Origin of the sequence: Sphaerisporangium rufum (genome assembly GCF_016863395.1) — a bacterium.
Classification (GTDB): Bacteria; Actinomycetota; Actinomycetes; order Streptosporangiales; family Streptosporangiaceae; genus Sphaerisporangium; species Sphaerisporangium rufum.
Genome location: NZ_BOOU01000069.1, coordinates 58,207 through 84,694 on the forward strand (window position 1 = coordinate 58,207; position 26,488 = coordinate 84,694).

A 26,488-nucleotide genomic window follows, 5' to 3' on the forward strand; every position below is an offset into this window, starting at 1 on the left:
GGCGGGACGTCCCGGTCAAGGACGCGGCCGGGCCCGGTGGTGCCACGGAGGTTCCGGGCGAAGCCTGGCGACGGGTTCAGCGGCGGTCGTCCGGGCCGGGCCGGGCCGGGCGGGTGCCGCCGGGGGCGGCGCGGAACTCGGCGGCCAGGTGCTCTAGCTCGTCGCGGATGTAGTCGCGGGTGGCCAGCTCGCCGAGTGCCAGCCGCAGCCCGGCGATCTCCCGGGTCAGGTACTCGATCTCCGCCTGGTCGCGCTCGGCGCGCAGCCGGTCCTGCTCGGTCTGCACCCGGTCCCGGTCGGCCTGCCGGTTCTGCGCGAGCAGGATCAGCGGCGCCGCGTAGGAGGCCTGCACCGACAGCATCAAGGTCAGGAAGATGAACGGATACGGGTCGAAGGCCAGGTGGCGCGGCACCAGCATGTTCCACGACACCCAGACGACGATGAACACCGTCAGGTAGACCAGGAAGCGGGCGGTGCCGAGGAACCGGGCGATCCGCTCCGACATCCGGCCGAACGCCTCGGGGTCGTAGTGCGGCCGGATCGTGCGGCGCAGCTCGCGCGGCTGGTCCAGCCGGTTCACCATCGCCCCATCACCCCTCGCCCCCGTCCGGCCCGCCGTCCGACGTCGGGCCGGCGCCGGACGGATCGTACCCGGGCGAGTCCGGGTCCGGGACCTCGGGCCCCGCCGGCCGCTCGTCCCGCTCCCGCCAGTCGCTCGGCAGCAGGTGGTCCAGCACGTCGTCCACGGTCACCGCGCCGACCAGCCGGCCCAGCTCGTCGACCACCGGCGCGGCCACCAGGTTGTAGGTCGCCAGGAAGGAGGTGACCTCCGGCAGCGGCAGGTCGGGCCGGATCGGGTCCACGGTGGCGTCGATCGCCCCGCCGACCAGCGAGGACGGCGGCTCGCGCAGCAGCCGCTGGAAGTGGGCCACCCCCAGATACCGTCCGGTGGGCGTGTCGACCGGCGGCCGGGCCACGTACACCTGTGCGGCCACCGCCGGGGTGACATCCTTGCGGCGGATCTCGGCCAGCGCCTCGGCGACCGTCGCGTGCGGCGGCAGCACCACCGGCCGGCTGGTCATCATGCCGCCCGCCGTGTTCTCCGCGTAGGTGAGCAGGCGCCGCACCGGCGCCGCCTCCCGCGGCTCCATCCGGGCCAGCAGCGCCTCGGCCTCGGCGGTGGGCAGGTCCTGCAGCAGGTCGGCGGCGTCGTCGGGATCCATGGCGGCGAGCACGTCGGCGGCCCGCTCGGCGTCCAGCCGGCCGAGGATGCCGATCTGGTCGCGTTCGGGCAGCTCCTCCAGCACGTCGGCCAGCCGCTCGTCCTCCAGCGCGGACGCCACCTCGGCCTGCCGCTTGCCGGGCAGGTGCCGCAGCACGTTCGCCAGGTCGGCCGGCCGGGTCTCCTCGAACGCGGCGAGCAGGCTGGCGGCCCCCTGGTCGCGCTGCACGACGCCGAATCCGGTGACCTCCGCCCAGTCCACCACGACGGTCTCGCCGCGCCGGCGGCGCAGCCCGCGACCGGTGCCGCCGCGCAGCACCGCCACCTTGGTGACCAGCCACTCGGCGGTCCGGCCCTGCTCCATGGCCAGGTCGAGGACGGTGACCCGCTGCCCGTCGAGCTCCACGGTCAGGTCGAGCAGCTCGCCGAGGGCCAGCGTCTCGGTGGCGTGCTTCTCGAAGCGCCGCAGGTTGATGCTGCCGGTGAAGATGACGGCGTCGGCCTCGATGCTGGTCACCCGGGTGATGGGCAGGAACACCCGGCGCCGCGGCTGCACCTCGACCACCAGGCCGTGCACCCGCGGCGGGTCGTTCGGCCGCAGGGCCACCACGACGTCCCTGACCCGGCCGATCTGGTCTCCCACCGGGTCGAACACCGCGGTGCCGGCCAGCCGGGCGACGAAGATCCTCACCACCGCAGCGTACGAGACCCCCGCCCCCCACCCCACCCCCGCCCCCACGTGTCGCCCGGCGGCTCGATGCCGTAGAGGGCGAGGACGACAGCTCTCTATAACTAAGAGTGACGATTTATTTACTCAGTGCTTGTCGCCTGCATCGATGAGAGCCTTCGTCGGCGCCCTGACGATGCCCGCGTTTACGCCATGGCCGCTGTGATCGTCGACAGGGCTGATCTCGATGCGATTCGCGGTGCTCTGGAGGATCTCCGTTTCGGGAAGTCCTCTTCCGTACATTGGCGTCTGGAGTCCGGGCGGCGGCGCCTCGTCATTGCCAGAGCTTTGTGCGACCTGCCGTTGAGGTGCGTGGTGACTGTGTGCCTGCATGGCAAGGAGGTGCGTTACGAGCGGGCAAGGCGCGCCTGCCTTGGACGGTTGCTGACTGAATTGGAGGGACGTGCCGTGGGCGAGGTGATGGTGGAGAGCCGCACGGTCGAGGATCCACACGACAGGGGCTTCTTGACCGGTCTTCGGCGTTCCGGGCAGGTCTCTCGGGAACTGGCGGTCTGTTGGCGATCTCCGGAGACCGACCCGTTGCTGTGGGCGGCCGATATCGTCGTCGGCGCGACGACATCGTGGCTCGATGGCGAGGCGGCCTGCTTCGAGATGCCGGCTGACAAGATCGAGCTGATCGACTGATAAAGCGCGAAGGCCGGACGCCCGATTCCATCGGTAGGCCCGGCCTCACTTCCACACTCCCAAGGGTGCGGCATGACCAGTATGCCGCACACTAAGTACCCGTGCAACTGCGGTGGGCGACCCGCTGTCGATTCGGCCGCCGCGGCCGGCCGGTGGCAGTGCGCGCGGAACCGGTCGGCGTCGAACCTCCCCGTATCGACCGTGGTCAGTCGGAGGCGGATCCGCCCTGGTCGGGGCGGGTCAGTTCCTCGGTGGTCCGGCCGGTGAGTTCTTCGACGCCGGCCTGGCGGGTCGAGCCGTCGCGCAGCGTCAGGGTGGCGCCGCGGATCTCCGGCGTGGTCGCCGCGTTCTCCTGTTCTTCGGTCGTCGGGGCGTCCGGCCACCAGACGGCGACGTGTCCCTGCCGGACGGTCGCGGTCACCGGGCCTTTGGCGACGGTGTCGAAGACCATCCCGACGACGTCGGCGCCGACCCGCCCGGTGACGCCGCGGATGCTGGTCGAGTCGGTGCTGAACACGCTGCCCAGGTGGACGAGGGCCGACTCCGGCGCCACGGCCGGTGCCGGCGGGGACTGCGGCGTCGCGAGGCTGCCGCCCATGGCCACGACCGACCCGTCCCGCAGGTAGCACGTCAAGTCGCTCGGCGCCGGGGCGCCATCGGTCAGGTAGACCATCACCAAGGAACCGCGGGCCTCGGTGATCACCGGGCGCATCCTCGACCGGTCGGTGCCCGGGGCCTCGGCGTGATCGTCGCGGTTCGCCGCGGCGCACGCCGTTTCGGCCTCGCGGGCCGCGCTCGCGGACAGGTTTCCCGGTGCCGGCGACCAGGCCAGCGCCTGGCCGCCGCCGAACAGGCTCGGATAGGCCACGAGACCGGCGGTGATGGTGGCGGCGACGGCGCCGAAGGCGACCGCCCGTCGCGCCGTTCTGGACCGCCACCGGAGCGGCGAGGGCGTCGGCGCCGGGACGGGCAGGTGGTCGCCGCCCCCGGAGAGCGCCCGGTGCAGCACCCGCCGTGCCTGCGCGTCGGTGCCGGTGACCAGGTCGGGCTCCGTCACCGCCGGGTCGAGGCCGGCCAGGGCCTGGTCGAGCCGGTCGTCGGCGAGCTTGGTGATGTCGTTCATGTCGAACTCCTTCGGGGCGTCGCGGTGGCGGGCCGGGCGGCGGGAGCCTCGGGCAATGCCCGGGCGTGGGCGCGCAGGGCCTTGCGGGCCCGGCTCAGGCGCAGGCGGTAGGCGACCGGCGAGATGCCCAGCACCTGGGCCGCCCGGGGCGCGTCCAGCCCGTCCCACACGGTCAGGGCCAGCGCCTCCTGATGGACCGCGGGCAGCCGGGACCAGGCCCGGGCCAGGTCGACCCGCCGGGCGACCAGATCGGGTTCGAGCGCTCCGTCCGGCCCGCCGGCCGTCGGGTCCTCGGAGATCCGCACGGCCAGTGCCTGCCGTTTCCGCTCCCCTCTGATGCTCGCCAGCAGGGTCAGCCGGGCGATGCCGAACAGCCAGGCGCGCGCGTCGTCCGGCCCGGCCGGGACGTCGTCGAGCCGGCGCCAGGCCACCATGAACACTTCGGACACGATGTCCTCGGCGTGGCTCGGCTGGACCCGGCGCTCGGCGAACCGCAGAACCGCCGGATAGGTCGCCGTGAAGAGGTCGGTGAACCGTCGTTCCCGCCCCGGGGGGCCCGTGTCGGGGATGCTCATGCTCCTTCATGTCGAGTTCCCGCCCGAGTGTGTCAGCCCTTTCCGCCGGATTTCCGCCCGCCGGCCGGTCTCGGTGGGTGGATATCGGTTGAAGCGGTTGGCGATCATGTGACAGCATCAAAACGAGCTGATGGTACTTACGGGGTGGTTGGCATGAGGACAAGGGGCGTGGCGCTCGGGCTCGCGCTGGTCTCGGCGTGCTCCTTCGGGTTCTCCGGATCGATGGCGAAGTTCGTCGGCGGGGGCGGGCTGACGCCGCTGCAGACGGGCTGGGTACGGATGGCCGGCGGCGCGGTACTGCTCCTGCTGGTCCTGGCCGTGTTCCGCCCGAAGGCGCTGCGGGTCGCCCGCCGCCGTCTGGGGTTCTACGCCGCCTTCGCGCTGATCGCCGTGGCGGCGGTGCAGTCGCTGTTCTTCGTGGCCATCACCCGGTTGCCGGTCGGGGTCGCGTTGCTGCTGGAGTACTGCGCGCCGGTGATGGTGGTGCTCTGGGTACGCCTCGTCCGGCGGACCCGGCTGGCCGTCTCGGCGTACGCCGGCGCGGTGATCGTGATCGTCGGCCTCGGCGTGGTGGCCGAGGTGTGGCAGGGGCTCGCGCTGGACGGGCTCGGACTGATGATGGGGCTGGCCGGCGCGGCGTGCTGCGCCGGATATTTCGTGATGAGCTCTGATACCGGGGACGACGTGGACCCGCTCGGCCTGGTCGCCTGGGGCCTGGCCGGCGCCGCGGTGGTGCTGTTCCCCATCTCCCGGGCCTGGGAGATCCCGTGGGACGCCTTCGGCACCTCGGTCACCCTCGGCGGGCACACCGTCCCGGTGCTGCTGGCGGTGCTGGTGCTCATCGCGGTCGCCACCGTCCTCTCCTACGTCACCGGCGTCGCCGCGGTGCGCCGCCTGACCGCGGCCATCGGTGCCACCGTGGCGTCCCTGGAGATCGTGGCCGGCGCGGTGATCGCCTGGCTGCTGGTCGGCGAGCGGCTCGGCCCGGCCCAGCTCGTCGGTGGCGCGGTGGTCCTGGCCGGCGTCCTGCTCGCGCAGCTCGCGACGTCCGGCGCCGCCGTGGCCACCGAGGCGGGCGTGGTCGCGGCGGCCACCGGCGCGGGCGATTCGGATGACGGAGCCGGCGGGACCGGCTCGGGCGGCAGGGCCGGCGGGACCGGCTCGGATGGCGAGGCCGGCGGGACCGGCTCGGATGGCGAGGTCGGCGCGAGCGGCGCCCTCGGCTCGGAGGGCAGGGCCGGTGCGTACGCCGCGGCCCCGGCGTACTCCGGGGCGGCCGGGACTCAGTCCGGGATCGGCGCCAGCCGGACGACCGAGACGCCGGCCGCCGCCCAGCGGGCCGGGAGCGTGGCGGCGTCGGAGGCGTTGAGCCGCTCCTTGACCAGGGCCGCCACCGGACCGGCCGCCGACGGTGACGCGTGATCGAGCACCTCGACGGCGGCGTCGAACGACACCAGCCGGGCGCCGTTGTCCTTGCTGCGCAGCGTCACCCGCACCCGCCCGGCGTCCGCCAGGCCCGGCAGTTCCTGCTCGCCGCCCCCGGTGACCAGGTAGATCGCGCCGTCGTGCCAGACGTGCCAGGCCAGCCGGTCGGTGCCGCCGAGGCGGATCCACAGCACGCCGGACCTCTTGGCGCCCTCTTCGATCAGCGGCAGGCTCATACCCGGCAATCTACGGCCGGCCCCGCCCGGCCGCACCTCCGCCGGGGCGCCGGCCGGACGGCGCGCTGGATCGCTCCGGTCATGGCCCGGGTTTCGGGGCCAATGTGGTGCTTTATCGATCGGCCGGAGAGGGCCTAGCGTGGTGGAAGTGACGACGGACGAGATCCCGATGTATCGGTCCGGCGGCTCGCCGGGCGGCGATCCGCCGGCGACGCTGCTGGTGTTGTGGGACATCGACCACACCCTGCTGGACGCCGGCGGCGTCGGGCAGCAGATCTACGCCGCGGCCGTCCGCCAGGCCACCGGCCGCTCGCTCGCCGAGCCGTGGCGGTTCGACGGCCGCACCGAGCTGGCCGCCGCCGCCGACGCGCTGGTGGCCGTCGGCCTGGATCCGGACGAGACCCGGATCGGGGTCTTCCTGGAGGCGCTCGTCACCGAGACCCGGTCCCGGGCGCGGGACATGGTGACCCATGGCCGCGCGCTGCCCGGGGCCGCCGAGGCGCTGTCCGCGCTGAGCACGCTGCCCGGCGTGCGCCAGTCGGTGCTCACCGGCAACATCTACCCGATCGCGGCGCTGAAGCTGTCGTCGTTCGGCCTGGACGGCCACCTCGACCTGCGGATCGGTGCGTACGGGACGGACGCCGAGCTGCGCACCGACCTGCCCCTGCACGCCTTCGACCGGGCCGAGCGGCACTTCGGCGTGCGCTACGGCGGCGAGAACACCGTGGTCGTCGGCGACACGCTCCGGGACGTGGCCACCGCGCAGGCGGTCGGCGCCCGCGCCGTAGCGGTCGCCACCGGCGAGACCCCGGCCGCCGCGCTGGCCGCCGCCGGTGCCGACGTCGTGCTGCCCGACCTCGCCGACACCGGCGCCGTCCTGAAGGCGATCACCGGCCGTACCGGCTGACCGCGCCCGGGGGCCTGGCCTTCATCCGGCCGTACCGGCTGGGCGCTACCGCCGGCGCCCGGCCTTCATCCGGCCGAGCCGGGATCGCGCATGGCCAGGAGCCGGTGAGCCGGACGGATACCGGTTCAGGGATGAACAGGAGCGGGGGCCGGCCGGTCCGGGATCAGCTCGGCCAGGTAGGCGTCGAACTCGGCGGTCATCTCCGCCGGGGTCAGATGGCCGGCCAGCACGTGCAGCGTCAGTCCGTCCACCACGGCGTGCAGCCGGCGGGCCGACGTCTCCAGTGGCGGGTGCGGCTCGGCGAGCGCGCCGATGTTCGCCATCTCGGTCACCAGCCGCAGGCACAGCTCGTACATGCCGGTGAAGCTGAGCCGCTTCACCTCGGCCAGCTCCGCGTCGGTCAGGCCGAGCGCGACGAACGCGAAGGCCACGGACGCCTCGGCGCGCCGTTCGGCGTCGACCGGCATGGTCTCCAGCAGGATGGCGCGGACCGCCTCGCGCGGGGTCCCGGTGTGCCGGAGCGCGGTGATCCGCTCGGTCACCCGCTCGATGACCAGCTCGCAGGCGAAGGCGAGCAGGCCGTCCCGGGTGGAGAAGTAGTGGCGCAGTGCCCCGGACGACCAGCCGGCCTCGGCGGCGACCGTGCGCATGGACACCTCGGCCACCCCGTCCCGGGCGATGACCCGCCAGACGGCCTCGGCGAGTTCCCGGCGGCGCTGCTCGTGGTCCACGATCTTCGGCACGCCCCTATTCTCGCACAGTCGTGTTATATTCGGTAATAACCCGACTGTGCGAAAAAGGAGACGCTGTGCTGATCGCGGTGATCATCGCGTGTGAGATCGCTTTCTGGGTGCTGCTCGGCCTCGGCCTGGCCGCCCGCTACCTGCTCAAGGCGCGCAGGCTCAGCCTCGTCGTGCTGCTGGTCTGCGTCCCGCTGGTCGATGTGGCACTGCTGGCCTTCTCGGTGGTCGACCTGCGCGGCGGCGGGCAGGCGGGCATCGTGCACGGCCTGGCCGCCGTCTACATCGGCGTCTCGGTGGGCTTCGGTCACCGGATGCTGCGCTGGGCGGACCAGCGCTTCGCGCACCGCTTCGCCGGCGGCCCCGCGCCGGTACGGCCGCCGCGTACCGGCCGGGAGCACGCCGCCCACGAGCGCCGCGGCTGGCTGCGCCACCTGCTCGCCTACCTGGTGGGCGGTGCGGTGATGGGCATCTTCACCCTGCTCATCGGCGATTTCGACCGCACCGCGGCACTGTGGCAGATGATGCGCGTCTGGACCATCGCCCTGGTCATCGACGCCATCGTGTCCTTCAGCTACACCTTCTCCCCCCGCCGCGCCCGCACCTGACTTCCCCCCGCCGCCGACGTCCGTCCACCTGGCGCATCGGACGCGAAGCGTTCCGGCTCGGCCTGGTCAGGCCGTCGGTGAGCCCGGCCGGCTCCGGGAGGAGTTGAGGGGGCGGGAGCGCTGGAGGGCGGCGATCCGGGTGAAGGTGGCCTTGAAGGCGGCGTAGGCGTCCTCGCCCACCGCCGCCGCGTGCCGGCGCTCGATCTCGGCCATGATCGCGTCCGATCGCGTCATCTCGTCCCGGCCCAGCGCGGTCGGCACGATCAGCTTGGCCCGCCGGTCCTGCGGATCGGGCTCGCGGCGGACGTAGCCGAGCTCGACCAGCTCGTCCACCAGGGTGCCGATCACCTGCTTGTGCTGGCCCGACTGGGCGGACAGTTCGGTGGCCCGGCTGCCCTCCTCGTCGAGATAGGCCAGCACGGCGCCGTGCCGGGGACGCAGCCGCGAGTGGCCCTGCTGGGCGAGCGTCTCGAACAGTTCCTTCTGCATCGCGAACAGCACCTGGCCGGCGAGGATGCCGAGGTCGGGCTCGGCCTGCTTGCGCTGCCCGCGCCGGCGGGCGGTCACGTGCCCTCCGGCAAATAGTCACTCATCTTGACTGTCACTAATCCTTACCATAATCTCGGACGTACCGATCACCCGGGAGACGCGATGCCGACCACAGTAGAACTCACCCGTTTCCACGTCGCCCCCGAGCAGGTGGAGCGGCTTCTCGCGGTGCGGCCGGCGATGCTCGCCGACTTCCGCGCCGACCGGACCGGATTCCTCGGCGCCCGGCTGGTCCGGCTCGCCGAGGACCAATGGCTCGACATCGTGCTGTGGCGCACCCCGGGCGATCTCGCTCAGTCCCGGGCCAAGGGCGCGAACCTTCCTGGGATCAGCGCGTTCTTCTCCACCATCGACCACGTGCTGTCGTCCGAGACGGGCACGACCACCGAAGGCGAGACCCCGTCATGACCATCTTGATCACCGGCGCGAACGGCAACGTGTCGAGCGCCGTGCTGCGATCTCTCGCCCCGCGCGACGACCTGCGCGTCCTGGTCCGGGACGCCGCCAAGGCCCCCGCCGGGGACGGCCTGGACGTCGTCGTCGGCGACCTGGAGGAGCCGCGCACGCTCGGCGCGGCGTTCGAGGGCGTCGACACCGTGTGGCTGCTCAACGCCATGGGGCCCGCGGCGCCGCACGCGAGCATGAACGCCGTGTGGGCCGCCCGCCGCGCCGGGGTGCGGCATGTCGTGCGGATGTCGGCGGTCGGCGCCGCCCATGACGCGCCGACCCGCAACGGCCGGCTGCACGTGCTTTCGGACATCGAGCTGATGGCCTCCGGCCTGGCCTGGACGATCATCCGGCCGCACTTCTTCATGCAGAACATGCTCGGCGCGGTGATGGGCGACACGCTGTACGGCTTCGTCGGCGACGGGCGGCTCGGCGCGGTGGACGTCCGCGACATCGGCGACTTCGCGGCGCGCGTCCTGGCCGATCCCGCACCGCACGCCGGCAAGGTGTACACGCTGACCGGCCCGGACAGCTTCTCGATGCACGAGGCGGCCAAGACGCTGGAATCCGTCCTGGACGCCCCGATCACCTACCAGGCCCTCGGCGAACAGGACGCCTACCAGGCCCTGCTCGGCGCCGGCCTGCCGGACTGGGTCGCCGCCGTCAGCGCCGAATACGGCACCGCCTATGCCGGTGGGTGGGGCGACTTCACCACCTCCGACTTCGCCGACGTGGTCGGCCGCCCGCCCCGCTCGTTCGCCGACTTCGCCCGCGACCACGCCAACCACCTCCGCGTTCAGTAACCCGGCGGCGGGGGCGCAGGCGCAACGTGGCTGAGCGAGCAGAGGCTCGGACGTAACGGCTCGTGGAGATGCCTTCCGGGTCCGGGTGCGCGTCGTAAACTCGGCGGCATGACGGCGCCACAGGAAGAGTACGAGGCTCTTCATCGCCTGGTCGACCAGCTAAGGCCGGATCAGGTTCGTGACGAACGTGCGCGACTCCTCCAGCTGGTTCACTCGCGTACCGCAGAGCCCGAACTGGGCCCTGAAGGTATGCCAACGCTCTTTGGTGCGTTCCGATCGGACCGGAGCGATGCCTCCGAACGGGCCACCGTCCGCTTCTGGATCTGACGTACGGGTTCAGCCGGAAATCCGCGAGACGTCCTTCATGGTGTATCTGGCGGTCTGGACGGTAATGAACGTCGCAGAGGGTCCATTCCGCTCGATGTGGCTCCGACCGGTGTGAGCCGGAAGGATGGGGGGATGTCACTTGCCCCTGTCGAAACAGCTCAGCACGTCGCCGTTGCCCTTCAAGAAGCTCATGCGCGCGAAGACGTCGACCGGTACGTCGAGCTGTTCGACCCGGCCGCGACATGGATCACCAGCCGGGGAACCTTGATCGTTGGACGTAAGGAACTGGCGGAGTATCTGGCGCGTGTCATGCCGGGCGGTCTTGCCGGCGGGTCGGTCGCCTATCGGGTGGCTCATGCTCGTCCCGCCGGCGACGGCGCTGCGGTGGTGGTCATCGAGCAGGAGTACCGGCGGGCCGACGGGACATTGAAAGAGGTCGGTGGCCGGCACCGCCACACGTACGTCGTGACGACCGAATCTGCCGGCGAGTGGAGCATCGTCGCCGGCCAGAACACGACCGTGGCGGCGGACGCATGAGCATTAATGCCCCGGCGTACGCCGCCAGCGGCCGATATCAAGCGGTGGCGTGGAGCCCGGCCGTCAGCCCAGCCGGCCGTCCTTTATCCCGGAGAGGAACACCCGCCACTCGTTAGCGCCGAATCGCAGCACCGGCCCGTCCGGGTCCTTGCTGTCCCGGATGGCCCGGCCTCCGCCGGGCACACGGGCGGCTTCAACGCAGTTCTCGCCTGTTCCGCTGGCTGAACTCTTCCACCAGCTGTCATAGGAATCGTCGACTTCCGTGGTCGCTCCGTTGCTCGCCGGGAGAGTCGATCTTGTGGCGTATCGCTCACTGTGCGGCAAAGTGGCCACTTCTACGCAGTTCTCTTGCTGCCCGCTGTAGGTGCTCTTGCGCCAGATGGGTGGGGTCATCAGGGACAAGATCCTCGCTTCTAGTGAGATGACAGTCGATCGATCAGGTCGGTCATGAAGCTGATGGAGTCCTCCGTGGACAGCGCCGCCGCCACGACGTGATTGTGGATCAACGTGTACGCCTGAACCTCTTCCGGCCGCTCAAGAAACAGGCTGTCAGTGGGAGTCTCCAGGTAGACCAGCGAAGGATCCATCTCGTGTGGAAAGTCCAGGATGACAAAGCCGCACGCCATGGCGACGTGAGCGCCGGCCGAGTCGGGGAGCACCTGAATGGTGATGTTGGGTCGCTTCGCCATCTCAATGATGCGCCCCAACTGTTCGGCCATGACCCTTACTCCGCCGACCAACTTCCGTAGTGCGGCCTCATCGATCACCGCCCACAGCTGCGGTGGATCATCTCGGTCGAGTATGGCCTGACGGGCCAGGCGGCTCTCGACGAGACGAGCGCATTCGGTCTCGGCATCCCGGAGGACCTGTCCTGCCCGGAAGATGGCGTTGGCGTACCCGGCGGTCTGCAGAAGTCCTGGCACGAATGCGATCTCATAGGCGCGGACTTGGGTCGCCTCGGCTTCGAAGCCGGGAAGGCTGCCGCGAAAGATGTCCTTGTAGCTCTGCCACCAGCCTCGTTCGCGCGACTGGCGGGCCAGGTTGAGGATGGCTTCGCGGCGGGCGGGGTCGGTGACCTTGTACAGGTCCAGCAGCAGCCGGACGTTGCTGACGTCGGGACGGGTCCACCGGTTCTGCTCCATGTGGGTGAGCCGCCCACGGGACCACTCCAGGTGCCTGCAGACGTCGTCGTGGGTCATCCCGGCCTCATCGCGAAGCCGGATGAGCTCGGCGCTGAGACGCCGGCGCTTGACGGTCGGGCTGCCGGTCATTGCATGCTCCCTTCACTACGGGTGATGAATCATATGCACTCTGTCAGCGGCTTGAAGACGACTGGCCGAACCAGGACAGTTCGGCGTTGGCCTTGAAAGTTCCCTGGCTCAGGGTCACCATGACTGCTGTCGTTACTCATGGTGAGTGAGCGACTACATGAATGCCGGAGGGTGGGGGTGACGGCATGGGAGGGCGGCACCGGCCTGGGACGCCGCTGGAGCGGGTGAGCCGGCGGGCCTGGGATCGCCGGGAGCGGGCGGCGGCGGAGCGGATGGATCGGCTGGAGCCGGGGTGGGTGGTCTGGTACGGGGTGGGAAGCCGCCGGTTCCACGCCGCCGCCACCTGGCCCGCGCCGGAGCCGCCGCAGGTGGCCGGGCGCACGGTGGACGAGCTGCGCCACCTGATGCGGGAGGCCGAAAGTGCCGGACACCGCCCGGACCCGCCCGTCCCAGTCGCCGGACCGCCCGTCCCCGCCGGGGGATCGTCCGCCCGCTCGCCGCTGGCCGCAGCCCGTTCGATCCAAGGAGCCGAGATGACCGGAACGCCGGAGGGCCTGCGGGCCGCCGTGTGGGAGCTGCCCTACGACCTGGCCGCCGTCGGCCCGGCGCGCAGGGCGGTCACCGCGACGCTGCGCGGCTGGGGGCTGGCCGGCCTGGCCGACGACGTGGTGCTGGTGGCGGGCGAGCTGCTGGCCAACGCCGTGGCGCACGGCGGGCCACCGGTCCGCGTCTCGCTGTGGGCGACGGCGACCGAGCTGTGCCTGCGGGTCACCGACCACGGCCCCGGCGTGCCGCACCGGCTCGACGCCGGCCCGGACGCCGTGCACGGCCGCGGCCTGCCCATCGTCGCCGCCCTCGCCCCCGAGTCCGGCGTCCTTCCCCGGCCGGACGTCCCGGGCAAGACGGTCTGGGCCCGCTGGCCGCTGTCGGAGCGCTCGGCGCCGATATCGTCCTCGGCGTGACCGACATCATCGACAAGATCGCCTGGATTCATCTGGACGGCGGCCGGGTGCTCAGCACCCGGTCCCGGGGCCGGGACGTGTACTACCTCCCCGGCGGCAAGCGGGAACCGGGGGAGAGCGATCTCGACACCCTGGTCCGCGAGATCGACGAGGAGCTGTCCGTCGTCATCATCCCGGGCACCGCCCGTCACTTCGGCACCTGGCACGACCAGGCACATGGCCACACCGAAGGCGTCACCGTCCGGATGACCTGCTACACCGCCGAACACCAGGGAGTGCCGGCCGCGAGCAGCGAGATCGAGGTGGTCACCTGGCTTACGTACGCGGACCGCGACCGGGTGTCCCCGGTGGACAAGCTCGTCTTCGACCACCTGCACCAGGCCGGACTGCTCCGCTGACCCGGCGGTCCGGGCGTGTCGCCTGCGCACGCGACGTCATGGCGATCTCTGCATGATGATCGCACTCGGTTTCTCGCCTGTCCGCGCTGTCATGACCGCCGGGCTCTGCCGCCGCATCGGGAATCAGGCGCGAAGGCTATCGAGATGCCGCTCGACCTCATACCGCGATGGGGAACCACGTGATCAACTGGCACCCCGGCGTCAGCCGAGAATGAGCTTCTCGTCGCCGAAATCAGCAACGATCTCCAGCCTGCCGCCCAGTGCCGCGACATATGCGGCGAGCGTGCTCAGTTCAGTTCGATCCAGCTTTCCTCGCTCGATCGCGCTGACGCGGGACTGGCTGATCCCCATGGCTCCAGCCAGGTCCCGCTGGGTCAGCTGTCGACGCCTACGGGCTTCGGCGAGACGATGGGCCCGCTCCTCGGCCAGCATCTGGCTGCTGCGACGACTCACCTCAGCCTTATCGTCGGGGCCGATCAACTCGCCTCGAAGGTCACTCCACTCGACGCTCATTCAGTGCCTCCTTTCTCCCTCCCGGTCGCCCTCTGCCCTCTTCAGGTGCTCCCGGTATCGATCCTCCGCTACAGGTATCGCCCGGTTGTACCAGCCCTGCCAGTTGCTGGACTTGTCTCCCCCGATCAAGAAGATCGCCCTGCGACTTGGGTCAAAAGCAAAGAGAATGCGTACTTCTGTCGCCCCCTGGGAGCCTGGTCGCAGTTCTTTCAGGTTGGACAGGTTCGAGTGTCGGACTGTATCCACCAAGGGCCGCCCCAAGCTGGGCCCTCTGGAGCTGAGTACATCGAAGGTGTCGCGGTCGGATCGCCTCATCTCGCGTAGCCACTCCCGCACCTCGTCGTGCAGGACGATGGTCCAGGCCACCACTCCTCCATTACAACAACAGTATTGTACAACGCTGGTGTTCTCGCCGTCCGGGATCACGTTACAGTGCGTCACCTACGGTGGAAGTGCATTCAGCGAAGACCAGGCTGGTCATGACATCGGCCATCGAAGGTGCCGGCCGCGAGCCGCGCGGTCACAGGCCGCGGCGGCGCAGCCAGCGCAGGCAGGCGAGGCCCTGGGCGCGCTGGAACGCCCGTACCGTCGGAATGCCCGGCGGGGGCGGCAGCAGCGACCTCGACACGAAGTAGCCCGCCAATCCGACGATCACGGCGGTGACCGCCTCCGGGTCCGCGGCCCGGGCGAGCGGGTGGCCGGCGAGCAGTTCCTCCGGTTCACCCGCACCCTGGATGGCCATGCTCGGCAGCATGAACACCAGGTCGACCCAGGCGGCGCCGACCATCGCCGCCGGCCAGTCGACGAAGTACACCCGGTCGTCGGTGAGGATGATGTTGTCCGCGCGAACGTCTCCGTGCAGGAGCGTGTCACCCCGAGCGGCCGGTTCCCAGCGGGTCTCCCAGGTCGCCAGGTCGGCGAGCCGTTCCGCGGCCCACCGGTCCACCTCGGCCAACCGCGGATCGGGGTGCGCCAGCAGGTGGCGCCAGCCGGAGAACTCCTCGTCCAGGAAGGCGATCGGGGGCACGTCCAGCTCGGGCGGTACCGGGGTCATCGCGGCACCTAGATCGGCGAGGGCCGCGAGTACGCGGTCGCGCTCGGCCGGAACCCACGGCAGCGCGGGCGGTTCACCGGCCAGCGCCTCGAACACCAGCACCACCCAGTCGCCGTCGTCGTGCGACCACAACAGCCGCGGAACGGGCGCGGACGCGGGGAGCCGGGCCGCGATCGCGGCCTCGCGGCGGTGCATGCCCGGTGACTCCGGATTCCGTGCCGTGCAGACCGCCTTGGCGAAGACCTGGCGTCCGTCGGAGAGCCGGAGCACGGAGGCCAGGCCGGGCGAGAACCCGCCTGCCCGGTTGGCCGCCGCGACGACCGGACCGCCCAGCCGGGACTCGAGCTCGGCGCGCAGATCGTCCGGAAGGTCCGGCCACCGCAGCCGGTTGCCGCCACGCCCGTGCAACGTGTCGACGTGCGGCTCGTAGTGCTCGGCCGGCCTGCCCAGATCTGCCATCACCCGATACTGGCAGCGGCCGGACGCGGCATGCGAGTGATTAACCGTGGGGTTCGGTCAACGACGCGAGGAGTTCGGGCGACCTGCCGAGAACCCGGGCGCCCGCAAGATGGGTCGATGGACGCGCGGCTGACGGCCGGGTTGTGCCTGACACCGTGTCAGGGATTAGAACCGGGCTCATGAGCAACGCATTCGCCGAACGGCTCTCGAAGGTGATCGAGCAGGGCCGGGTGCCCGATCTGCACGCCGTCATCGCCGTCCATCGCGGTCAGGTCGTCCTCGAACACTACGGGGAAGGTGTGGACTTCCGGCTCAACGAATCGCTGGGGCACGTCCGCTTCACGCCCGACACCCTCCACGACGTTCGCTCGATCTCCAAGAGCGTGGTCGGCCTGCTGTACGGCATCGCGCTGGCCGACGGCCAGGTTCCCGAGCCGGCCGAGCCCCTGCTCGGGCACTTCCCCGAGTACCCGGACCTCGGCGTGGACCGGCGGCGGGCCGCGCTGACGGTCGAGCACGCGCTGACCATGACGCTCGGGCTGGAGTGGAACGAGGACGCCCCGTACACCAGCGCGGCCAACAGCGAGGTCGCGATGGAACTCGCCCCCGACCGCGTCCGCTACGTCCTGGAGCGGCCGGTCGCGGAGGAGCCCGGCGTGCGGTGGTCCTACTGCGGCGGCGCCTCGGCCCTGGTGGCCCGGCTGATCGAACGAGGGACGGGCGCCGCGCTGGCGGATTACGCGCGCGCCAGGCTGTTCGAGCCGCTGGGGATCACCCGGTTCGAGTGGTCGACGGGCGCCGACGGGGTCGCCATGGCCGCCTCCGGGCTGCGGCTGACCCCACGCGACCTGCTGGCGGTCGGGCGGCTGGTGCTCGACGGCGGACGCGACCTCGTGCCCGCGTCCTGGCTGGCGGCGGCGCTGCGCCCGCACGTACGCGTGAGCGACGACTTCGGCTACGGCTACCACTGGTACGTGGGCGACACCTGGACGGGTGCCTTCGGCAACGGCGGCCAGCGGCTCTACCTGGACGCCACCCAGGACCTCGCGGTCGCCGTCCTGGCGGGCCAGTACAACCAGCCAGACCAGCCGACCGCCCCGGTGGTGCTCGGCGAGGTGGTCCTGCCCGGCGTCGAAGGTACGGCGGGTTGACCCCGCGGTTCCCGCTGCGGGTCCGGGCGGCACGGCGGGTCGCGGGGCGACCGGCCGCCCATGGAGATTCCGCTGGCGGTGCGGTCAGCCGTGGGTGAGCATGGAGTGATGCGAACCTCGATGTGGCCGTGGGCGGTGGCGCTGCCGGGGCTGGCCGCCGTGGCGGTGCTGACGCCGCCGGTCCTCGACTACACCGACGGGGTGCTGGAAGTGGTGCGGGCGGTGGTCCTGCTGGTGGCGGGCGCCTGGGTCGGTGCCCGGCCGGGTGTGCGGCCGATCGGGATCATCTTCCTGTCCTGTGGCCTGCTGGGGGTCGCCGGCCTGGCCGCCGCCTGGCCCGCGCTGGACATCCGCGTCCGCGGCGAGTCCGCGAGCCTGGAGTCCTGGCTGCGCCACTGGATCTGGGTGCCGCAGATCCTGGCCCCGCTGCTGCTCGCCACGCTCCGCTATCCCGACGGCCGGCTCCGCCGGCGGGCCGCCTGGTGGACGTCGGTGCTCGCCATCGCCGGCGCCTCGGCGGTCGTCGGGACCGAGAACTGGCCGCGCGGCCCCGGCGGGGCGGACGGGAACCCGCTGATCCTGCCCCTGGCGGTCGCGGAGCCGCTCTCCCTGGTCACCTTCCTGGCCTACCTCGCCGCCGTCCTGCTGGTGCTCGGCTCGCTCTTCGGGCGGTGGTCCGCCGCCGGCCGGGCCGACCGGTGGCTGGTGATCCTGCCGCTGGCGGTGCTGCTGCTCGGCGGCGCGTGGGCCGTCCTCCTCAACTGGGCGAGTCTCGGAGGCATCGGGCCCTGGGGCATCCCGTCCGTCGCGTACGTCATCGTGCTGGCCGTCGGCGTGCGAGCGCCGGCCGGCGACACGATCCCGGAGCCCCGCGCGGTGCCCGCTGAGCGGAACCCGCGGATCCACTGATCGGGAACGTTTCCGGCGAAGGTCAGGTAAGAGGGGTCGAAGCTTCCGACGGACCATAGGGAGAACCCGACCGATGACCCCTCGCCCCGACCCGCGGTTCAGGCGGACGGCCGCCTCTCTCGGCCTGTGCGGTGCCATGCTCGCCGCGTGCGCTCCGATCTCGCCGCCGGCCGGCCTGGTCGCCTCGGTGTCCGCCCCGCCTGGACGGGCCGCCGCCACGCCCGGAGGGCCGCCCGGGGAGTCTGGGGACTGTGAGGTCACCCGGCCTGATCAGCGGAAGGCCGAGCCGCCGGCGGCGGTGCCGCGGGATGAGGGGGATCGGTGGTTCGGCGAGGAGGTGCTGTGGGTTTCCCTGCCCGCGCCCGGGTACCGCGCGGAGCCGCGGCCGGATGGGTACGCGATGAAGGTCGGCTGGTGGCGGCTGGCGAAGGGGTCGCTGCGGATCACGGCCACCCGCGTCGCCGGCCAGGGCGACCGGCGGGACATCGTCGAGGAGGCGATGACGCCCGAGGTGCCGTCCGGGTACGGCGCCGTCGGCTTCCAGCCGAGCGGGCTGATCTTCTCCGAGCGCGGGTGCTGGGACGTCGCCGCCGGCCTGGCGGGCCTGACGATCCGCTTCCGGCTGAGGGTCACCTGACCCAGGGGCACCGGCGCGCAGCGGTACCTGAATGAACCCTCGCGACGGCCTGACCTGGACGTCCGGACGGCCGATCCTCGGTGGGGCGATCGGGTCACGGCGGCGCAGGCGGCGGCTCGCCGAGCTCCCGTGCGGCCCGGAAACGGTGGCGGGGACGGCCGGGCGCCGTCCCCGCCGGGAGGCCGGGAGGTCAGCGGCGGGCGAGCTTCCAGGCGAGGGGGAGCAGGCCGGCGGCGACCAGCACCTTCACGCCGTCGCCGATCAGGAACGGCACCACGCCCTTGGCGAAGGCGGTGGGCAGGTCCATGCCGGTGGCCATCATCAGCCACGGCACCCCGACCGCGTAGATCAGCACCGTGCCGAGCAGCATCGTGGCCAGCGTGCGCACGGCGGTGCGGTCGCCGCCCCGGCTCGCCAGCGCGCCGACCACCGAGGCGGCCAGCACGAAACCGACGACGTACCCCAGGGTGGCGTTGCCGCCGGAGGGGGCGAACCACGGCACGCCGAGCTGGCCGACGGCCAGGTAGAGGGCCATGCCGAGGAAGGCGCGCGGCAGCCCGAGCGCGGCACCGGCCAGCAGGACGGCGAACGTCTGCAACGTCATCGGCACCGGGGTGCCCGGCAGCGGGATGGCGACCTGCGCGGCCAGCCCGGTCAGCCCGGCGGCGCCGGCGACCAGGAGCGCGTCCCGGACGAGGCTGCCGGGAATGAGGTCGGACAGTACGGCGGGGCGGACCGCCACGGACGCATCACTCATGTCTATCTCCCTTTACCGATGCCTGGGGTCCATTGTCCGGACCCCCGCTCGAGAACCGTACGAGATCCGCGCCAAGAACCGGACACCGGCTTTGTGACCCGCCCACAGTGCACTTTTCTAGGGGACCGGCTGCAGGAGCACCGGTGGCGCTGATGGCGGGACCACCGAGAACGGCGGGACCGACGGGATCATCGTGGCCACCGGCACCTGTTCGTCGCGGGCCGGGCCGGAGGCGGCCGCCCGGAAGGCCCGGACGAGCCCGCGCGCGCCGGTCGCCGGCCGCAGCCGCCGGGCCACTTCGCGGGCCAGACCCGCCACGGTGTGCCGGTCGCCGTCGGCGGGCGCCACGAGGTACTGGGACGTCAGCACGGCGCGGGCGGCGCGGGCGCGGATCGGCCCGAGCTCGGCCTGGATCGCCTCGGCCGCGGCTCCGGCGAGGGTGACCGCGGCCGGCCGGGGGGCGGTGGAGTCGATCATGCGGATCCGCAGGTGGGTGGGCGGATGGGTATCGTCCGCCGAGGACATGCGCAGCAGGGCGAGCCGGGCCCGGCGCAGGCGCTCGTGCGGCGGGATGGACGCCAGGTACTCCCGCAGCTCGGCCCAGAGCCCGAAGTCGTCCCCGCCCGGCACGGCCCGCCGGGTGGACGGCGTGCCGTGATGGAGGTTCGCGCGGCGCTGGATGAGCAGCGCCGCGCTGTCGCCGAGGGCGAGGGCCTCCAGCATCGAGCGGGTCGCCGCGGACGAGGCGACCCGGGCGGCCAGGTCGTCGGCCAGGTACTCGGCGCGCTGGCCGGAGCGCAGCGTCAGGCGGTGCACCAGGTCCAGCAGCATCCCGACCAGCTTGTGCGGGACGTACGTCAGCAGGGTCACCATCGCCACCCCGGCCATGGTGAGGATCTCCTCGACGACCACGATCCGGCCGGGCCGGGTGAACTCGTGCCAGTGGGACAGCGCGTCGCGGGCCGAGCGGAACCACAGGCCGCGGCGCGGGTCGCCGTTGCGGGCGTGCCCGAGCTCGTGCGCGAGCAGCGCCACCCGTTCCTGGGGGGGCAGCGTCTCCCACAATGCCAGGCCGATGGTGAGCACCCGGCGCCCGCGCGGCCTGGCGTAGCCGGCGTTGAACTCCGGGACGGCCCGGATGACGTCCACCGGCGGAACCCCGAGCTCGGCGGCGATCCGGTCGGCCAGCGCGTACAGCCGCGGCGCCTCGGCGCGGTCCAGCGCCCACTCGTCCACCGGCGGCCCGCCGAGGCGCGGGCGCAGCAGCACGGCGGCGGCCAGCCCGATCAGGCCGAAGCTCCGGGTCAGCCAGCTGCCGGTCAGCGCGAGCCACGCCGAGCCGGCCACCAGGGCCAGCGTCACCAGGTGCACCGCGGTGGCGATGGCCAGCACCGCGATCCCGGCCCGGTCGCGCCCGCGCCGGCCGCCCGGCCGCCCCCGGGAGTCCGCGTACACCCGCTGGGTGATCGCGCGGTCGGTGGCCCGGCGGGCCGCCGCCCGCCGGGCCGCGCGCCGCTGCCGCCGCCCGGTGCCGGCGGGCGCCGGCGGTGCGGCCGCCGGGTCGATGTTCCAGTCGCAGGCCGGGCACCAGCGGACGAAGCGCGGGTCGTCGGTGAGCGGGCCGGCGCAGGCGGGGCAGTGGGTGTCGCCGATGGCGGTGGGGAGCGTTGCCATGCGGGCCAGCATGACCGGTGGCGCGCCTTCTGGGAACCCTTGCCGCCCGTGCCCGGCGCGCGGCGGACGGGTTAGCGTTGGGCGCATGCGCTCGCGTCGTTCGTGTCTCGCGGTCCCCGGCAGCAACCCCCGATTCCTGGAGAAGGCCCAGGGCCTGCCCGCCGACGAGGTCTTCCTGGACCTGGAGGACTCGGTGGCGCCGGACGCCAAGGAACAGGCCCGCAAGAACGTGGTGGACGCGCTGCGCACCGGTGACTGGTCCGGGCGCACTCGGGTGGTCCGGGTGAACGACCTGTCCACCGCGTGGACCTACCGGGACGTGATCGAGGTGGTGGAGGGCGCGGGCGACGTGCTGGACTGCCTCATGCTGCCCAAGGTCGAGGACGCCGGGCAGGTCGCCTGGCTGGACACGTTGCTCACCCAGATCGAGCGGGCCGCCGGCCTGCCGGTGGGCGGCATCGGGGTGGAGGCGCAGATCGAGAGCGCCCGGGGCCTGGTGAACGTGGACGCGATCGCCGCCGCGTCGCCCCGGCTGGAGACGCTGGTGTTCGGCCCGGCGGACTTCATGGCCTCGATCAACATGCGCACGCTGGTGGTCGGCCGGCAGCCGCCCGGATACACCGAGGGGGACGCCTACCACTACGTGCTGATGCGGATCCTGATGGCCGCCCGCACCTGCGGGCTGCAGGCGATCGACGGGCCGTACCTGCAGATCAAGGACCTGGACGGGTTCGGTCTGGTGGCCCGGCGGTCGGCGGCGCTCGGGTTCGACGGTAAGTGGGTGCTGCACCCGTCGCAGATCGACGCGGCGAACGAGGTCTACTCGCCGGCGCAGGACGACTACGACCACGCCGAGCTGATCCTGGACGCCTACGCGCACGCCACCACGGTGCAGCGGCGGGGCGCGGTCATGCTCGGCGACGAGATGATCGACGAGGCGTCCCGGAAGATGGCGCTGGTCATCGCGGCCAAGGGCCGCGCCGCCGGCCTGGTCCGCACCCGGTCGTTCCAGCCGCCGGACCGCGACCACTGAGCGGGCGGCCACTGAGCGGGCGGCCACTGATCGGGCGGCTCGGAGCGGGCGGCGTCAGAGCGTCACGCCGATCACGACGAAGAACCACAGCGACGAGGTGAGCCAGAGCCCGGCCAGCGCGGAGAAGGCCAGGCCGCCGAGGACGGGCAGCGTCCAGCCGGGCAGGTCCCGGCGGGGCAGCGAGAGCATCTTGGCCACGAAGACGCCGTAGAAGAACGTGCCGAGCAGCGAGTGGACCATGACCCGCGGCACGTCGAACCGGGCGCCGAGGGCGTACAGGCAGTGGAAGGCGACCGGCACCGACAGCAGGAACGCCGCCCGGCCGGACCAGCGGTGCAGCGTGCCGGTCCACGACGGCGCGGTGACGCCGGGCAGCCGGCCGTACATGGCGAGCGCGGAGAGCAACTGGACGACGGCTAGGACGAAGGCGCCGGTGGTCAGCCAGGCCTTCATGGCCAGGGCGCCGGAGAAGCCGGCCAGGCCGACGGCGTACCCGGTGGGCGGGTGGGCGCGGCCGTACACGCCGAGGGCGACGGCGACCAGGCCGCCGGCCAGCAGCGGCAACAGGTAGGGGGCGGAGGCCGTCCGGTGGTCGGTCTCCGGCTGTCCGGCGGTCATTCCAGGTGGTCCTTCCGTCAGGGTGCGGTACGGGCGGTTCGGTGGTGCCTCGGCGATGGCGCGGTATGGGTGGTTCTACGGCGGCCCGACGCTGGAGGGGCCCGGTCAGGGCTGGTCGAGGAAGTTCTCGGCGGGCTGCGGCGACACCTGGGTGCCGTCGACGGTCACCGGCGAGCCGGGGGTCAGCGTGGGCGCGGGGGCGGGGGTGCCGCCGACGTCGAGCAGGCCGACCTGGCGGCCGTCGGCCAGCACGATCCAGCCGCCGACCAGCCGGGCGCCGCGCACGATCCCGGCCGCCCGGTACAGCCCGGCGGGCTTCCTGGCCGCGGGGGCGGTGAAGCGCCACTTGGCCTTGCCGACCCGCAGGCTGCCCCGGGCCCGGGTGCCGTCCAGCGTCGCGGTGATCTGAGAGCCCTTGCCGTTGAGGATGACGGTGCCGTCGGCCGCGGCGCCCCGCAGCCAGGACTCCACCCGCCCGTCGCAGAAGTACGCGATGGCCCGGCCGTCCCGGATCGCCAGCGCGACCAGCCCGCCGTTGCCCTTGGCCACTCCCGCGTAGTTCGCGCGCCGGGGCGTCGGGTCGGCCGTGGCCGGTGCGGCGCTCACGGTGGGATCGGGGGTGGCCGGTTCCGCGGTGGCCGGGCCGGCACTCGGGCCGGCGGTGACGTTCGTCGTGGCCCGCGCGTACGGAACGCGGCCGGCGGCCGGTGTCCCGGCGCGCGGCGCGGTCTGCGCGCTGGCGACGCCGAGCCCGGCGGCCAGCACGATCCCCGCGGCCAGCGTGTAAAAGGGCCCCAGCCGTTTCATGATCTGCTCCCCGTGGCCGTATTGGTCTGTTCGCATCATGCGCCCGCCGTCCCGGGATGTCTGCGCACAAATGCACATTGCCGGACCCGGCCGCTGCCGGGACGTCCCGGGTCATGGTGCGATCCCGGTACGGCAGGGGATGGCGGAGCCCGCGGGGCGTCCGGTAGGAAAGGGGCCCGTGATCCGTCCGGACGTGCGGACGCGACCGGCCTGCCGGTGCGGTTCTCCGGCCTTGGTGGAGGGCGGCGGGCGAACGCCCTGGTCAGGTGAGGAGAATGAGGCATATGCACGATTCGTCGCAGCCTGACCCGCCCGGATCTGGGTGGGACGACGAGCCTGCGCGGGACCAGCGCCCGGCCCCGGCCGGCCCGCAGCCGGGGGCGCCGGGCCGGTGGGCCGCGCCGGACGGCGAGGCACCCTCCGGCCGGCCGGCGCCTGCCGGTGCCGAGACGCGGCACGACGCGGGGACGCCGCCCGGCCGATGGACGGATCCGGGCGGCCGCGCTCCGGAGCCGGGCGACCGGCCCGCGCTGCGGGAACCGTCGTGGGAACCGTCGCCTGGCGGGCCGGCGTCTGGCGGGCCGGTGTCCGCGGGCGGGCATTCCGCGCCCGGACCCGGTGGCCCGGTGCCCGGTGGCCCGGTGCCCGGTGGTGCCGTGCCCGGGGGCCCGGTGCCCGGTGGTCCTGTGCCCGGTGGGCCGGCGTCCGCGGGCTGGGGCCCGGCGCCCGGTGGGGTGCCGGCCGGCTGGGGCCCGCCGCACGGGTACTACCCGGGGGCGCAGCCGTGGCAGGGGCCGCCGCCGGTCCGGCGATGGCTGATGCCGCCTGCGCCGGGCACCCGGTACGACCACCTGGCGCGTACCCCGGTGAACCACTGGTGGCGGCCGGTGGTGGGAACCGTCATGGTGGCCGCGGCCTTCGTGGGCGTGGGCCTGCTGGTGATCTTCGTGGGCATCCTGATCGCCACCTTCCTCGGCATCCCGCTCGCCATGCAGGAGGGCAGCGACCGGATCTTCGACGAACCCGTGTTCGAGCTGGCCGTCCTGCTGCTGTCCATCGCCTTGGTACTGCCGCTGGTGTATCTGACCGCCTGGCTGGTGCAGCGTCGCCCGCCGGGCACGCTGTCGTCGGTCCTCGGCCGGCTGCGCTGGCGCTGGCTGCTCGTCTGCCTGGGGTTCGCGCTGATCGCGCTGATCCTCGGGCAGGGCGCCATGATCGCGACGTACGCCGCGACCGGCGAGGACATGAGCGGGATGTTCGGCTGGGTCGGCTGGTCGCGGTTCCTGCCCGGCCTGGTGGTGATCCTGCTGGTGGTGCCCTTCCAGGCGGCGGCGGAGGAGTACGTCTTCCGGGGCTGGGTGCTCCAGGCCTTCGGCTCCTACGTACGGTCGCCGTGGCCGGCGATCCTGATCGGCGCCGCCGCGTTCACCGCCATGCACGCCTACACCGACTGGGGCATCATCGACGTCTTCTCGTTCGGCGTGCTGATGGGCTGGCTGGCCGTGCGCACCGGCGGCCTGGAGGCGCCGATCGCGCTGCACGTGATCAACAACGTGCTGAGCTTCCTGCCCGCCGCCGCGTCCGGCGAGCTGGGTGACGCGCTGAAGCAGGGCGCGGTGCCGTGGCAGTCCATCGTCGGCACCGTGGTGCAGCTCGGCTTTTACACGATCGTCATCGCAATAATCGCCCGTAAGCGGGCAATTCCGACGCTCTCTAGATAAATCTGACTAGAGAGGTCTCGCCAGAAAGGCCCTTGGCGTGGTGCCCTGGATACGTGCGGACGGACGGGTGATCCGCGCCGGGAGGCCGGCGGGCCGCGGAGGGCACGGCGGCCCTCGGTGGCCTTGGTGACCCGGACCGGCCCAGGGAGGAAGGTGCGTGCTGGCGGCGAGGGCGAGGGCGGCCCGTCATCGGGCCGGTGGACGGTGTGATCGAGCGGCCCGTCCTGGGTATCGGTACGATCGCAGATGATCCGTGGGCATAATTCGGGATCCGCTGGGCTCAGGTGGAACGGTCCCGGAATCGCGGTATCAGCTGCGGTTAAGCTCCTGGCGAGGAGGTGCTGAGCGTGGCCCCGGGCCCCCACGACCCACGCTCGTCATGGTGGCCGGCGGACGACGAGGACGCCGGCGAGACGAGACCGGAGCCGGCCGGACCCCGGCAGGCCGCCGCGTCCGCGCCGGCCCTGCACCACTCGCCGCCGGACCCCGCCGCCGTACGACCGCACGGCGCCCCCCGGGACTCCCCGTGGGTGCTGCCGCCGTTCGGCGCGCCAACGCCGGAGGAGGACTCCGGCGAGGACACCGCGCCCGTCCGGCAGCCCTCCGCCGGCCGCCACCCGTACGCGCGCCCGGCCGGCGAGCCGGCGGCCGAGCCCCGGCACAGCGCGGGGCCGCGGCCGGCCGAGCCCGGCCCGATCACCTGGCCCGCCGGGGGCTTACCCGGGCGGCCGGGCGATCCGCACGCCCCGGCCGTTCCCGGCCATCCCCATACCGGTGCCGACCCCGGCGATCCCCATGCCGTTCCCGGCCACCCCCATGCCGGTGCCGTTCTCGGCGATCCCTATGCCGGTGCCGGTCCCCTCCGTGATCCCCATGCGGGCGCCGGTGCCGACGGTCCCCGTGCCCCGGCCGAACCTCGAGATCTTCACGCCGAGGCCGATCCTCACGATCCCTATGCCGCGGGCAAGCCCGCCGGCCCCGATGCCGGCCCCGATGCCCGCTCCCCTGCCGGCCTCAACGCCGGGGCTGACCCGGGCGATTCGCACGCCTCCGCCGGTTCCGGCCCCTGGCCGGCCGGTCCCGGCGAACATGGGCAGGCCCGGCCGGATCCTGGAGCGTCGCCCGATCCGGCCCGTCCGGCCGGCGGGGCACCCACGCGCGGCCGGCCGGACCCCGGGGCGCCCATCCCGTTCTGGGGCGAGGGCCCGGTCCACGCCGGCCCGGACGACGACCCGCGAGCCGGCGACCTGTGGGCCGCGGAACCCTACTGGGGCCCGCAGACCCCGCCGGAGCCGTCCACCGACCCGGACGATCCGGTCTGGCCGCCGCGCCGGATCGTGAACCGGCCGGACCGGCTCGTCGCCTCCGGCCCGCCGCGGGTCCCGCCCGCGCGCCAGGACAGTGCCGCCCCGGCCGCCGACCGGCCTGGCGCGGACGCCGACCGGCCGGACGGGCCGGACGGCGGGGAGCCGCCCGGGCCGAGCGCCGGCGAGCCGCACCGGGCGGACGCCGACCCGGAGGAGTACGGGCTGGTCTGGCACGAGACCGCGCACGGCCCGGACGGCGAGGGCGATCACGAGAGCGAGGCGGCGCGGCACCGGGCCACCTGGGGCGACGACGGCGGCGAGGCGGAGCGTCACACCGCCTGGAGCG

Annotated in this window: 31 protein-coding genes and 1 pseudogene; 15 read left to right on the plus strand and 17 right to left on the minus strand. The window is 72.9% G+C overall.

The annotated features are described in order from the left end of the window. Window positions 1–76: 76 nt before the first annotated feature. Together Sru01_RS25850 and Sru01_RS25855 are read right to left on the minus strand one after the other, a co-directional pair. Window positions 77–583 (minus strand): DUF1003 domain-containing protein, encoded by a 507-nt coding sequence (locus Sru01_RS25850; protein ID WP_203990600.1) that lies wholly within the window; start codon window positions 581–583, stop codon window positions 77–79. Window positions 584–590: 7 nt separating this feature from the next. Beyond that, window positions 591–1,913, minus strand: coding sequence for a magnesium transporter MgtE N-terminal domain-containing protein (locus Sru01_RS25855; RefSeq protein ID WP_445009386.1), 1,323 nt, complete (start codon window positions 1,911–1,913; stop codon window positions 591–593). Between the two features lie 189 nt (window positions 1,914–2,102). On the opposite strand from Sru01_RS25855, the gene Sru01_RS25860 reads away from it, so the two are divergent. Beyond that, a complete protein-coding gene (locus Sru01_RS25860; protein WP_203990602.1) occupies window positions 2,103–2,594 on the plus strand; it encodes a hypothetical protein in 492 nt (163 codons plus the stop codon). Between the two features lie 205 nt (window positions 2,595–2,799). Here the strand turns inward: Sru01_RS25860 and Sru01_RS25865 are convergent, their stop codons facing one another. After that, the gene (locus Sru01_RS25865; protein ID WP_203990604.1) at window positions 2,800–3,717 is read right to left on the minus strand and encodes a hypothetical protein; all 918 of its coding nucleotides are present in this window, start codon (window positions 3,715–3,717) and stop codon (window positions 2,800–2,802) included. Further along, window positions 3,714–4,292, minus strand: a complete 579-nt coding sequence (locus Sru01_RS25870; protein WP_203990606.1) for an RNA polymerase sigma factor — start codon at window positions 4,290–4,292, stop codon at window positions 3,714–3,716. The genes Sru01_RS25865 and Sru01_RS25870 overlap by 4 nt, the downstream gene beginning before the upstream one ends. Window positions 4,293–4,445: 153 nt before the next feature. Here Sru01_RS25870 and Sru01_RS25875 point away from each other — a divergent pair. Then, a pseudogene (locus tag Sru01_RS25875) lies at window positions 4,446–5,312 on the plus strand (EamA family transporter); the annotation flags it as partial. A gap of 263 nt (window positions 5,313–5,575) precedes the next feature. Here Sru01_RS25875 and Sru01_RS25880 read toward each other — a convergent pair. Next, the gene (locus Sru01_RS25880; protein WP_239137735.1) at window positions 5,576–5,953 is read right to left on the minus strand and encodes a hypothetical protein; all 378 of its coding nucleotides are present in this window, start codon (window positions 5,951–5,953) and stop codon (window positions 5,576–5,578) included. Between the two features lie 148 nt (window positions 5,954–6,101). Here Sru01_RS25880 and Sru01_RS25885 point away from each other — a divergent pair, with 148 nt between their 5' ends. Then, window positions 6,102–6,860 (plus strand): HAD hydrolase-like protein, encoded by a 759-nt coding sequence (locus Sru01_RS25885; RefSeq protein WP_203990608.1) that lies wholly within the window; start codon window positions 6,102–6,104, stop codon window positions 6,858–6,860. A 125-nt stretch (window positions 6,861–6,985) separates the two neighbouring features. Here the strand turns inward: Sru01_RS25885 and Sru01_RS25890 are convergent, their stop codons facing one another. Further along, a complete protein-coding gene (locus Sru01_RS25890) occupies window positions 6,986–7,603 on the minus strand; it encodes a TetR/AcrR family transcriptional regulator (RefSeq protein ID WP_203990611.1) in 618 nt (205 codons plus the stop codon). 65 nt (window positions 7,604–7,668) lie between these two features. On the opposite strand from Sru01_RS25890, the gene Sru01_RS25895 reads away from it, so the two are divergent. Next, window positions 7,669–8,208, plus strand: a complete 540-nt coding sequence (locus Sru01_RS25895) for a hypothetical protein (protein ID WP_239137736.1) — start codon at window positions 7,669–7,671, stop codon at window positions 8,206–8,208. 66 nt (window positions 8,209–8,274) lie between these two features. Here Sru01_RS25895 and Sru01_RS25900 read toward each other — a convergent pair whose 3' ends face one another. Beyond that, window positions 8,275–8,775, minus strand: coding sequence for a MarR family winged helix-turn-helix transcriptional regulator (locus tag Sru01_RS25900; RefSeq protein ID WP_239137737.1), 501 nt, complete (start codon window positions 8,773–8,775; stop codon window positions 8,275–8,277). An 84-nt stretch (window positions 8,776–8,859) separates the two neighbouring features. Between Sru01_RS25900 and Sru01_RS25905 the strand changes: the two genes are divergently transcribed. The 3 genes from Sru01_RS25905 (at window position 8,860) to Sru01_RS25915 (ending at window position 10,871) form a co-directional block, all read left to right on the plus strand. Next, window positions 8,860–9,165 carry a hypothetical protein gene (locus tag Sru01_RS25905; protein ID WP_203990614.1) on the plus strand — a complete coding sequence of 102 codons (306 nt, stop codon included), beginning with the start codon at window positions 8,860–8,862 and terminating at the stop codon, window positions 9,163–9,165. Then, window positions 9,162–10,007, plus strand: coding sequence for an SDR family oxidoreductase (locus Sru01_RS25910; protein WP_203990617.1), 846 nt, complete (start codon window positions 9,162–9,164; stop codon window positions 10,005–10,007). The genes Sru01_RS25905 and Sru01_RS25910 overlap by 4 nt, the downstream gene beginning before the upstream one ends. Window positions 10,008–10,466: 459 nt before the next feature. After that, entirely contained in the window at window positions 10,467–10,871 is a 405-nt protein-coding gene (locus tag Sru01_RS25915) for an SgcJ/EcaC family oxidoreductase (RefSeq protein WP_203990633.1), read from the plus strand. A 63-nt stretch (window positions 10,872–10,934) separates the two neighbouring features. On the opposite strand, the gene Sru01_RS25920 is transcribed toward Sru01_RS25915, so the two are convergent. Both Sru01_RS25920 and Sru01_RS25925 read right to left on the minus strand, forming a co-directional pair. Next, window positions 10,935–11,264 carry a DUF397 domain-containing protein gene (locus Sru01_RS25920; protein ID WP_203990635.1) on the minus strand — a complete coding sequence of 110 codons (330 nt, stop codon included), beginning with the start codon at window positions 11,262–11,264 and terminating at the stop codon, window positions 10,935–10,937. A gap of 20 nt (window positions 11,265–11,284) precedes the next feature. Then, window positions 11,285–12,142, minus strand: coding sequence for a helix-turn-helix domain-containing protein (locus tag Sru01_RS25925; protein ID WP_203990637.1), 858 nt, complete (start codon window positions 12,140–12,142; stop codon window positions 11,285–11,287). A 185-nt stretch (window positions 12,143–12,327) separates the two neighbouring features. Here Sru01_RS25925 and Sru01_RS25930 point away from each other — a divergent pair, with 185 nt between their 5' ends. Beyond that, entirely contained in the window at window positions 12,328–13,104 is a 777-nt protein-coding gene (locus Sru01_RS25930; protein ID WP_203990639.1) for an ATP-binding protein, read from the plus strand. Beyond that, complete coding sequence (locus Sru01_RS25935; RefSeq protein WP_203990641.1) at window positions 13,101–13,502, plus strand: NUDIX hydrolase; 402 nt, start codon at window positions 13,101–13,103, stop codon at window positions 13,500–13,502. Before Sru01_RS25930 ends, Sru01_RS25935 begins: the two co-directional genes overlap by 4 nt. A gap of 201 nt (window positions 13,503–13,703) precedes the next feature. Here Sru01_RS25935 and Sru01_RS25940 read toward each other — a convergent pair whose 3' ends face one another. The 3 genes from Sru01_RS25940 to Sru01_RS25950 form a co-directional block, all read right to left on the minus strand. Further along, entirely contained in the window at window positions 13,704–14,015 is a 312-nt protein-coding gene (locus Sru01_RS25940) for an XRE family transcriptional regulator (RefSeq protein ID WP_203990643.1), read from the minus strand. Then, window positions 14,016–14,330: a type II toxin-antitoxin system RelE/ParE family toxin gene (locus tag Sru01_RS25945; protein ID WP_239137740.1), complete on the minus strand. Its 315-nt coding sequence runs from the start codon at window positions 14,328–14,330 to the stop codon at window positions 14,016–14,018. It abuts the gene before it with no gap. Window positions 14,331–14,535: 205 nt separating this feature from the next. After that, the gene (locus Sru01_RS25950; RefSeq protein ID WP_203990648.1) at window positions 14,536–15,528 is read right to left on the minus strand and encodes a phosphotransferase family protein; all 993 of its coding nucleotides are present in this window, start codon (window positions 15,526–15,528) and stop codon (window positions 14,536–14,538) included. A 179-nt stretch (window positions 15,529–15,707) separates the two neighbouring features. On the opposite strand from Sru01_RS25950, the gene Sru01_RS25955 reads away from it, so the two are divergent. The 3 genes from Sru01_RS25955 to Sru01_RS25965 all read left to right on the plus strand — a co-directional run bounded on the left by Sru01_RS25955 (window position 15,708) and on the right by Sru01_RS25965 (window position 18,225). Continuing rightward, a complete protein-coding gene (locus tag Sru01_RS25955) occupies window positions 15,708–16,679 on the plus strand; it encodes a serine hydrolase domain-containing protein (RefSeq protein WP_203990651.1) in 972 nt (323 codons plus the stop codon). A gap of 108 nt (window positions 16,680–16,787) precedes the next feature. Further along, the gene (locus Sru01_RS25960; RefSeq protein ID WP_203990654.1) at window positions 16,788–17,588 is read left to right on the plus strand and encodes a hypothetical protein; all 801 of its coding nucleotides are present in this window, start codon (window positions 16,788–16,790) and stop codon (window positions 17,586–17,588) included. A gap of 337 nt (window positions 17,589–17,925) precedes the next feature. After that, window positions 17,926–18,225, plus strand: coding sequence for a hypothetical protein (locus Sru01_RS25965; protein ID WP_203990658.1), 300 nt, complete (start codon window positions 17,926–17,928; stop codon window positions 18,223–18,225). A gap of 190 nt (window positions 18,226–18,415) precedes the next feature. On the opposite strand, the gene Sru01_RS25970 is transcribed toward Sru01_RS25965, so the two are convergent. Then, window positions 18,416–18,982, minus strand: a complete 567-nt coding sequence (locus Sru01_RS25970; RefSeq protein ID WP_203990660.1) for a biotin transporter BioY — start codon at window positions 18,980–18,982, stop codon at window positions 18,416–18,418. A 117-nt stretch (window positions 18,983–19,099) separates the two neighbouring features. Further along, entirely contained in the window at window positions 19,100–20,656 is a 1,557-nt protein-coding gene (locus Sru01_RS25975; protein ID WP_203990662.1) for a M48 family metalloprotease, read from the minus strand. An 85-nt stretch (window positions 20,657–20,741) separates the two neighbouring features. On the opposite strand from Sru01_RS25975, the gene Sru01_RS25980 reads away from it, so the two are divergent. Next, window positions 20,742–21,689: an HpcH/HpaI aldolase/citrate lyase family protein gene (locus Sru01_RS25980; RefSeq protein ID WP_203990663.1), complete on the plus strand. Its 948-nt coding sequence runs from the start codon at window positions 20,742–20,744 to the stop codon at window positions 21,687–21,689. A 54-nt stretch (window positions 21,690–21,743) separates the two neighbouring features. Here Sru01_RS25980 and Sru01_RS25985 read toward each other — a convergent pair whose 3' ends face one another. Then, entirely contained in the window at window positions 21,744–22,307 is a 564-nt protein-coding gene (locus tag Sru01_RS25985) for a DUF6529 family protein (protein ID WP_203990664.1), read from the minus strand. Window positions 22,308–22,412: 105 nt separating this feature from the next. Beyond that, window positions 22,413–23,114, minus strand: a complete 702-nt coding sequence (locus tag Sru01_RS25990) for a hypothetical protein (RefSeq protein WP_203990665.1) — start codon at window positions 23,112–23,114, stop codon at window positions 22,413–22,415. An 818-nt stretch (window positions 23,115–23,932) separates the two neighbouring features. Here Sru01_RS25990 and Sru01_RS25995 point away from each other — a divergent pair. Beyond that, the gene (locus Sru01_RS25995) at window positions 23,933–24,835 is read left to right on the plus strand and encodes a CPBP family intramembrane glutamic endopeptidase (RefSeq protein WP_203990667.1); all 903 of its coding nucleotides are present in this window, start codon (window positions 23,933–23,935) and stop codon (window positions 24,833–24,835) included. A gap of 716 nt (window positions 24,836–25,551) precedes the next feature. Here the strand turns inward: Sru01_RS25995 and Sru01_RS26000 are convergent. Continuing rightward, complete coding sequence (locus Sru01_RS26000; RefSeq protein ID WP_203990670.1) at window positions 25,552–25,764, minus strand: hypothetical protein; 213 nt, start codon at window positions 25,762–25,764, stop codon at window positions 25,552–25,554. Between the two features lie 408 nt (window positions 25,765–26,172). On the opposite strand from Sru01_RS26000, the gene Sru01_RS26005 reads away from it, so the two are divergent. After that, the coding region (locus tag Sru01_RS26005; protein ID WP_203990673.1) for a hypothetical protein at window positions 26,173–26,488 on the plus strand (316 nt) is incomplete at its 3' end.

Bases quoted from the DNA above. Each gene is read 5' to 3' on its own strand.
- Sru01_RS25850 (WP_203990600.1), bottom strand. From the start codon at position 583: ATGGTGAACCGGCTGGACCAGCCGCGCGAGCTGCGCCGCACGATCCGG.
- Sru01_RS25860 (WP_203990602.1), top strand. From the start codon at position 2,103: ATGGCCGCTGTGATCGTCGACAGGGCTGATCTCGATGCGATTCGCGGT.
- Sru01_RS25865 (WP_203990604.1), bottom strand. From the start codon at position 3,717: ATGAACGACATCACCAAGCTCGCCGACGACCGGCTCGACCAGGCCCTG.
- Sru01_RS25870 (WP_203990606.1), bottom strand. From the start codon at position 4,292: ATGAGCATCCCCGACACGGGCCCCCCGGGGCGGGAACGACGGTTCACC.
- Sru01_RS25880 (WP_239137735.1), bottom strand. From the start codon at position 5,953: ATGAGCCTGCCGCTGATCGAAGAGGGCGCCAAGAGGTCCGGCGTGCTG.
- Sru01_RS25905 (WP_203990614.1), top strand. From the start codon at position 8,860: ATGCCGACCACAGTAGAACTCACCCGTTTCCACGTCGCCCCCGAGCAG.
- Sru01_RS25910 (WP_203990617.1), top strand. From the start codon at position 9,162: ATGACCATCTTGATCACCGGCGCGAACGGCAACGTGTCGAGCGCCGTG.
- Sru01_RS25915 (WP_203990633.1), top strand. From the start codon at position 10,467: ATGTCACTTGCCCCTGTCGAAACAGCTCAGCACGTCGCCGTTGCCCTT.
- Sru01_RS25920 (WP_203990635.1), bottom strand. From the start codon at position 11,264: ATGACCCCACCCATCTGGCGCAAGAGCACCTACAGCGGGCAGCAAGAG.
- Sru01_RS25925 (WP_203990637.1), bottom strand. From the start codon at position 12,142: ATGACCGGCAGCCCGACCGTCAAGCGCCGGCGTCTCAGCGCCGAGCTC.
- Sru01_RS25930 (WP_203990639.1), top strand. From the start codon at position 12,328: ATGGGAGGGCGGCACCGGCCTGGGACGCCGCTGGAGCGGGTGAGCCGG.
- Sru01_RS25940 (WP_203990643.1), bottom strand. From the start codon at position 14,015: ATGAGCGTCGAGTGGAGTGACCTTCGAGGCGAGTTGATCGGCCCCGAC.
- Sru01_RS25945 (WP_239137740.1), bottom strand. From the start codon at position 14,330: ATGAGGCGATCCGACCGCGACACCTTCGATGTACTCAGCTCCAGAGGG.
- Sru01_RS25950 (WP_203990648.1), bottom strand. From the start codon at position 15,528: ATGGCAGATCTGGGCAGGCCGGCCGAGCACTACGAGCCGCACGTCGAC.
- Sru01_RS25955 (WP_203990651.1), top strand. From the start codon at position 15,708: ATGAGCAACGCATTCGCCGAACGGCTCTCGAAGGTGATCGAGCAGGGC.
- Sru01_RS25960 (WP_203990654.1), top strand. From the start codon at position 16,788: ATGCGAACCTCGATGTGGCCGTGGGCGGTGGCGCTGCCGGGGCTGGCC.
- Sru01_RS25970 (WP_203990660.1), bottom strand. From the start codon at position 18,982: ATGAGTGATGCGTCCGTGGCGGTCCGCCCCGCCGTACTGTCCGACCTC.
- Sru01_RS25975 (WP_203990662.1), bottom strand. From the start codon at position 20,656: ATGGCAACGCTCCCCACCGCCATCGGCGACACCCACTGCCCCGCCTGC.
- Sru01_RS25980 (WP_203990663.1), top strand. From the start codon at position 20,742: ATGCGCTCGCGTCGTTCGTGTCTCGCGGTCCCCGGCAGCAACCCCCGA.
- Sru01_RS25985 (WP_203990664.1), bottom strand. From the start codon at position 22,307: ATGACCGCCGGACAGCCGGAGACCGACCACCGGACGGCCTCCGCCCCC.
- Sru01_RS25990 (WP_203990665.1), bottom strand. From the start codon at position 23,114: ATGAAACGGCTGGGGCCCTTTTACACGCTGGCCGCGGGGATCGTGCTG.
- Sru01_RS25995 (WP_203990667.1), top strand. From the start codon at position 23,933: ATGCCGCCTGCGCCGGGCACCCGGTACGACCACCTGGCGCGTACCCCG.